The organism is Rheinheimera sp. (genome assembly GCF_036568245.1).
Lineage (GTDB): Bacteria > Pseudomonadota > Gammaproteobacteria > Enterobacterales > Alteromonadaceae > Alishewanella.
The window spans coordinates 1-7,051 of record NZ_DATCSY010000127.1 but is presented as its reverse complement, the minus strand read 5'-3'; the positions used below and the strand labels follow the sequence as shown (position 1 = coordinate 7,051).

4 protein-coding genes are annotated in these 7,051 nt (G+C 51.1%); 1 reads left to right on the top strand and 3 read right to left on the bottom strand.

The genetic code is table 11. The annotated features are described in order from the left end of the window. A partial coding sequence (locus VIN66_RS05635; protein ID WP_331923054.1) for a hybrid sensor histidine kinase/response regulator occupies positions 1-2,724 on the top strand: 2,724 nt, incomplete at its 5' end. Positions 2,725-2,746: 22 nt separating this feature from the next. On the opposite strand, the gene VIN66_RS05630 is transcribed toward VIN66_RS05635, so the two are convergent. The 3 genes from VIN66_RS05630 to VIN66_RS05620 all read right to left on the bottom strand — a co-directional run. After that, positions 2,747-3,517: a substrate-binding periplasmic protein gene (locus VIN66_RS05630; RefSeq protein WP_331923053.1), complete on the bottom strand. Its 771-nt coding sequence runs from the start codon at positions 3,515-3,517 to the stop codon at positions 2,747-2,749. A gap of 117 nt (positions 3,518-3,634) precedes the next feature. Next, a complete protein-coding gene (gene metH, locus VIN66_RS05625; protein ID WP_331923052.1) occupies positions 3,635-6,256 on the bottom strand; it encodes a methionine synthase in 2,622 nt (873 codons plus the stop codon). Next, the coding region (locus tag VIN66_RS05620; RefSeq protein WP_331923051.1) for a homocysteine S-methyltransferase family protein at positions 6,256-7,051 on the bottom strand (796 nt) is incomplete at its 5' end. The genes VIN66_RS05620 and metH, both read right to left, overlap by 1 nt.

Genomic DNA, 7,051 nt, shown 5'->3' with positions numbered 1-7,051 from the left:
CTGACAGCTGATGGCAAGTTAAAAAGCCACATCACCACAGCTCTGGGATTGGTCGATCAGAATGTCAGGGCGTTGTATCAGGACCACCAGCAAGGCTTATGGCTGGCGCTTGATCACGGACTTAGCCGGATAGATCTGTCTGCAGCCATCTCCTATTACAGTGATGCCAGCGGCCTGCAAGGCAATGTGCTGTCGCTTTATCAGCACCAGAACATACTATATGCAGGTACCAGCCTCGGTTTATACCGGCGTAATGCGCAAAACCGCTTCGAGCCGGTGAGCCAAATACAAAAACAAACCTGGGATTTTATCAACTATCAGCAGCAGCTGCTTATCGCAAACAGCAAAGGCGTTTATGCCCTTGAGCAAGGCGATGTCACTCTGCTTCGGCGCTCAGAACTGGCAAGTAAAGTGTTATATCAGTCATTGCGCACCCCAGAGCGCGTTTATATCGGTTTGCAAAATGGCCTGGCCAGCATGCGCTATGAACAGGGACGCTGGCTTGATGAAGGCCGGGTTCCCGGTGTTCAGGGTAACCTGAACAGTATTCTTGAAACGCCGGATGGTGAGCTTTGGTTGGGCACTTTAGCACACGGGGTATACCGCCTAACGCTGCCAGGCCAGTGGCAGGGCGGTAATTCCGTGCCTTTGCCTATCAAGCGTTTTAGCAGTAATGAAGGCCTGCCCAGCAATAACCGAAACAGCGTCTACTGGTACAAACAGGCGTTATTGATTGCAACGGTTGCCGGTTTCTATCGTTTTGATGAGCAGCAACAACAATTTACATTGGACCCTCAGTTATCTCTGGCCTTTACAGACTCTCAGCCCTGGGTGCGGGATCCTCAGACCGATAAGAACAATAACTTATGGCTACTGACATGGGATAACGATACCGGCAGACGTCAGGCTGGCGTGTTGTTTGCCGACAGTGCAGGCTTCTATCGCTGGCAAGCCTCGGCACTGAAGCCGTTGCAGGATATCCCTCTGGATACCCTGTTAATCGACGAGCAAAACGTGATCTGGTTTGGCGGTGCTGAAGGCATATTCCGTTTTGCGATAAATGAGCACCGCAACCTGCCGCCTAAGCCGCCTTTGCTGCGCCAGTTAAGAACGCTTGATGGCCCGGCGGTCTACGGTGGCGGAACCTTGCCAAAACGGCTGACGCTTGCCCCCGACAGCACAGCGCTGCGCTTCGAATACGCCAGCCCGAATTTCAGCCACCTATTCCAGCCTCAGTTTCAGGTGAAGCTGCAAGGATACGATAAAGACTGGTCTTTGTGGAGCAACGAGCTTTACCGCGATTACACTAACCTGGCACCCGGAGACTATCAGTTTATGGTGCGCAGCCGCGATCACCAGGGCAATCTGCAATTATCTGATCAGCTGAATATCTACATATCGGCCCCCTGGTACTTCAGTACTGCAGCCTGGGGCAGCTATGCCCTGCTGTTCGTATTATTGATGTACATTTTGCTGAAGTGGCGCACTTATCACCTAACCCAGGAAAAACGTGAGCTCACCCGGCAGGTGGAAGAGCGTACTGCACACCTGCAGCAGACGATGGCGCAGTTACAACAGGCAAAACAGAGTGCAGAAACGGCTGCACAGGCCAAAAGTGAGTTTCTGGCCAATATGAGCCACGAGTTGCGTACACCGCTGAATGCCGTACTGGGGTTTTCCCAGCTGGCACAGCAAAGTGAAGACGCGGCAACACAGCAGAGCTACCTCGATAAAATTCGGGCATCAGGTAAAATATTGCTTAGCATAATCAATGACATACTTGATTTCTCAAAGATTGAAGCCGGCAAGCTGGAACTGGAGCAAGCGGCATTTAGCCTGCGGGACACGCTGACACAGGTCAGTGATATGTTCAGTGCACAAATATCGCAAAAAGGCCTGCAGTTTGTGTTGCAACTTGATGACGATGTGCCGGACCAACTGACAGGCGATGCCCTGAGGCTGTCACAGGTGTTGATTAACCTGCTAAGTAACGCGGTAAAATTTACTGAGCAGGGTGAAATTAAACTTAGTGTTACCCCTCAGGCAGTGCTACAGGACAATTATCAGCTGCTTTTTGCGGTGACAGATACCGGCATCGGCATCAGTGAAAACCAGCAACAACAACTGTTTACGGCTTTTAATCAGGCTGATAGCTCAATCAGCCGCAAATATGGCGGTACAGGCCTTGGCCTGACGATTTGTCAGCGCCTGGTCACATTGATGGGCGGCAAACTGAACGTCAGCAGTGTCCCCGGTCAGGGCAGTAACTTTAGTTTCAGCCTGATGTTTGACACTGCTGCCGCAGCAGAGCACACAACCGGAGCTGTCACACCTGCCCTCACCAGCACTATGGCATCTGGCAAGCATACAATTTTACTGGTAGAGGACAATTACTTTAATCAGGCGCTGGCCCAAATTATTCTGCAGAAGCTGGGTTACAAAGTGTTGATTGCCACCAGCGGTGAACAAGCGCTGCAGTGCCTGACGGCAGAGCCGGTATCCCTGATACTGATGGACATTGAAATGCCGGGTATCGACGGGTTTGACACCACCAGACAACTACGCCAACTGCCCGGGCTTAGCAAGTTACCGGTTATCGCCATGACAGCCCATAGCTCTGATACAACGCGACAACAAGCCAACCAGGCGCAGATGAACGACCTTATCAGTAAACCTATTGATGCTTCAAAGCTGGCGGCGCTGCTGCATACATGGCTAAGTTGATACTCACAGCCAGCACAGAAGGTCAGTAACTGTCTGTCGGCCCATCGCAATAAAAACGGTTAGGCAGTTGCTGATTTAGCTGCATAAAATAGCTCAGTTGCAATTGCTGATACCAATTATCCAGTAGCACGCTCAGCAAAGCTTTATCAAAGCTACGCTGTAGCGCCGGGTCACGGAATGCCGCCCGGTACAAGGTGGAATCAAACAACTCATGCACTGTCACTGCTGCTGGCATTGCTGAGTTCTGCTGATGATAGGTAAAAATATTGCGATCAAGCACTATCGCCGCGGCCCGCCCCTGCAGCAACATTTCTACCTGTGCCCGCTGATCCACCGTTTCCTGGTAGCTTTTATTCTGCAAAGCGGCATCGCGATAATCGGCACCGAGCACTTTACTGGCGCCCTGAAACGCAATCACCGTTTTACCCGCCAAATCAGCCGGATGTTGTATCGTCAGCTCATCATTACTGCGGCTGACAACAACGTTTTGGTATCGGATATAAGGTTGGGAAAAAAATACGCCCGGCTCATCGGCTGTAACCGCTTGTAACGTCGCGACATCACCATTACCGGTTTCAAGCAAAGCGCGAATACGGGAATTGGGCACAAAGACAAAGACTGCTTCATGCCCCATCCGGCGGATAACTTCGCGCAGCAGTTCTAGCTCATAACCACTGACCGTCTCAAGCCGGATATAAGGCGATTTATTCTGCCCTACCAATACATTCAGCGGTGCAGCGCTCAACTGGCCACTGCACAGCACGGTTAAAGCTAACATTATCCATTTACGCATCGACAACGACTCCAGCTTTGTTTTGTTAAAGCTTAGACCGTTTTACCTGACGGTATGGATAAATTTCAAGTTCTTCCCGAAGGCCGAAACAACATACTTATGATGCTTTACAATAACTTAACCAAGGTTAGGTGCCAGCCAGCTTTGAGCCTGCTGCTCATTCCAACCTTTTTTCTGCGCGTACTCATTTAGCTGGTCTGCACCGATTTTACTGACAGCAAAGTACTTACTGTCCGGGTGCGCGAAGTACCAACCACTTACCGCCGCACCGGGCCACATGGCATAACTTTCCGTTAAACGAATGCCCGTTTTAGCTTCTACATTCAACAACTGCCAAAGTGTACCTTTTTCTGTATGCTCCGGACACGCAGGATAACCTGGTGCCGGCCGGATCCCCTGATACAACTCACGGATCAGCTGCTCATTATCCAGATTTTCGTCGGCGGCATAGCCCCAATACTCGCGTCGCACTTTTAAATGCAGGTATTCGGCCAGCGCTTCGGCTAAACGGTCGGCCAGCGCTTTGACCATAATACTGTTGTAGTCATCATGAGCTGCCGCATATTCGGCGGCCAGCTCGTCAGCGCCAAAGCCGGTGCTGACGGCAAAAGCCCCGATATAATCCGCCACACCACTGTCAACTGGCGCGACAAAATCAGCCAGACAGCAGTTTGGCGCATTATTTCTCAGTTGCAGCTGCTGACGCAGATTATATAAGCGGGCTTTTTCAGTGCTGCGACTCTCATCGGTGTATACCACAATGTCATCGCCATCGCTGTTCGCCGGGAATAAACCGAATATGGCTTTGCCGCTGACATGGCCCTCACCAATCATTTTATCGAGCATAGTGTTGGCATCTTTAAACAGCTTTCGTGCTTCTATGCCGACTTCAGCATGGTTCAGAATAGCTGGATACTTACCCGACAACTGCCAGGTTAAAAAGAATGGTGTCCAGTCAATGTAATCGCGCAGTACATTCAGATCGACGTTCTGCCACAAATGTACGCCAGCGAGTTTTGGCGCTGGCGCAACACGGCTCAAATCGAGCTGAAAGCGGTTTGCTCTTGCCTGCTCCAGGCTGAGCAGTGTTTGCCCGGGCCTTGAGCGCGCATGTTGCTCACGGGCAACCTGATATTCATTTTTAATGCGCGCTAAATAATCTGCTTTGCTGTCTTTACCAATTAACGCCTGTACTACTGACACACTGCGCGAAGCATTCGGTACATACACCACGCCATGACTGTAGTTAGGCTCAATTTTGACTGCTGTATGTGCTTTGGACGTTGTCGCTCCGCCTATCAACAGCGGTTGGGTATAACCCAGCCGGGTCATTTCTTTGGCGACATGCACCATCTCGTCCAGTGACGGCGTAATCAGGCCGGATAAGCCGATTACATCCACATTTTGCTCTTTGGCGACGCGCAATAACTCTGCACAAGGCACCATCACACCAAGGTCAATCACTTCAAAGTTGTTACACTGCAGCACTACACCAACAATATTCTTACCGATATCGTGTACATCGCCTTTGACCGTTGCCAGCAGCACTTTGCCCTGCGCCTGGCCGCCAGCTTTGTCCTGTTCGATATAAGGTTGCAGATAAGCCACCGCTTTTTTCATCACCCGCGCCGATTTGACCACCTGCGGCAGGAACATTTTGCCCTCACCAAACAAATCCCCTACCACGTTCATACCGTCCATCAACGGGCCTTCAATCACGTGCAGCGGCTTTTCTGCCTGTTGGCGGGCTTCTTCGGTGTCTTGTTCAATAAAATCAGTGATGCCTTTTACCAGGGCATGCTCCAACCGCTTATTAACCGGCAGGCTGCGCCAGGCATCATCAGCTTTTTCGGCAACACTGCCATCGCCTTTAAACTGAGCGGCAATCTCCAGCAAGCGTTCGGTTGCATCGTCACGCCGGTTAAGAATCACATCCTCTACCCGCTCGCGCAGCAAAGCCGGAATATCATCATATACCGCCAGCTGACCTGCATTGACAATGCCCATGTCCATGCCGGCAGCAATGGCATGGTATAAAAACACCGAGTGAATCGCCTCACGCACCGCGTCATTGCCACGAAACGAAAACGACACATTGGATACACCACCGGAGATTTTGGCATACGGGCACAGCCGCTTTATCTCTCGGGTAGCCTCAATAAAATCTACCGCATAGTTGTTATGCTCTTCTATACCGGTGGCGACAGCAAAGATGTTAGGGTCAAAAATAATGTCTTGTGGCGGAAAGCCAATTTGCTGTGTAAGGATGTGATAAGCACGCTGGCAAATTTCCACTTTACGCGCTTTGGTATCGGCCTGACCGGATTCGTCAAACGCCATTACCACAACAGCGGCGCCATAACGGCGTAGCAACCGGGCCTGATGTAAAAATGGCGCTTCGCCTTCTTTTAACGAAATGGAGTTAACCACCGCTTTGCCCTGAATACATTTCAGTGCGGCCTCGATGACTTCCCATTTGGATGAGTCGACCATAATCGGCACGCGGGCAATATCGGGCTCTGCAGCCAGCAGTTGCAGGTAGCGCACCATTGCAGCTTTGCTGTCCAGCATCGCCTCATCCATATTGATATCTATGATTTGCGCGCCGTTTTCGACCTGCTGTCTTGCCACATCAAGCGCCGCTTCATAGTCGCCGTTTAAAATCAGCTTTTTAAATTTTGCCGAGCCGGTAACGTTAGTCCGCTCGCCGACGTTGATAAATCTGGCTTGTTGTTGCATCACCACTCCAGAGAAAAGGCTTCAAGGCCGGCTAAGTGAAAACTGTGCGCAGCTGCTTTAGGCTGACGGGGCGGCGCTGTTTTAACCGCTTCAGCTATCGCTTTGATATGTTCAGGTGTCGTACCGCAGCAGCCACCAACAATGTTTAAAAAGCCCTGCTTAGCCCAATCGGCAATTTCAGCGGCCATCTCCTGCGGGCCCAAATCGTATTCACCAAACTCATTTGGTAAACCTGCGTTGGGGTGCACCGACACAAACGCTTCTGATACGCCGGACAGCGTTTCAACATATGGCCGCAATAAATCTGGCCCTAAGGCGCAGTTAAGGCCAAAACACACCGGTTCAACATGGGCCAGGCTATGATAAAACGCTTCGGTTGTCTGCCCCGACAAGGTGCGGCCTGAGGCATCGGTGATAGTGCCGGAAATCATTACCGGCAACTTAAAGCCAACCTCATCAAATACCTGCAGTACCGCAAAAGCCGCAGCTTTGGCATTTAGCGTATCAAAAATGGTTTCAAGCATAATGATGTCAGCACCACCCTCGATAAGCGCTCTGGTAGATTCAGTGTAAGCATCGACCAGCTCTTCAAAACTGACATTACGAAACCCCGGGTCGTTCACATCCGGCGAGATAGAAGCTGTGCGGTTTGTCGGCCCTAGCACGCCGGCAACAAAGCGCGGCTTGTTTGGTTCACGTGCAGTAACCTCATCACAGACTTTACGCGCCAAAGCGGCAGATTCGCGGTTTATCCGCGCCGACAAGCTTTCCATCTGGTAGTCCGCCATGGCAATG

Bases quoted from the DNA above. Each gene is read 5' to 3' on its own strand.
- metH (WP_331923052.1), bottom strand. From the start codon at position 6,256: ATGCAACAACAAGCCAGATTTATCAACGTCGGCGAGCGGACTAACGTT.
- VIN66_RS05630 (WP_331923053.1), bottom strand. From the start codon at position 3,517: ATGCGTAAATGGATAATGTTAGCTTTAACCGTGCTGTGCAGTGGCCAG.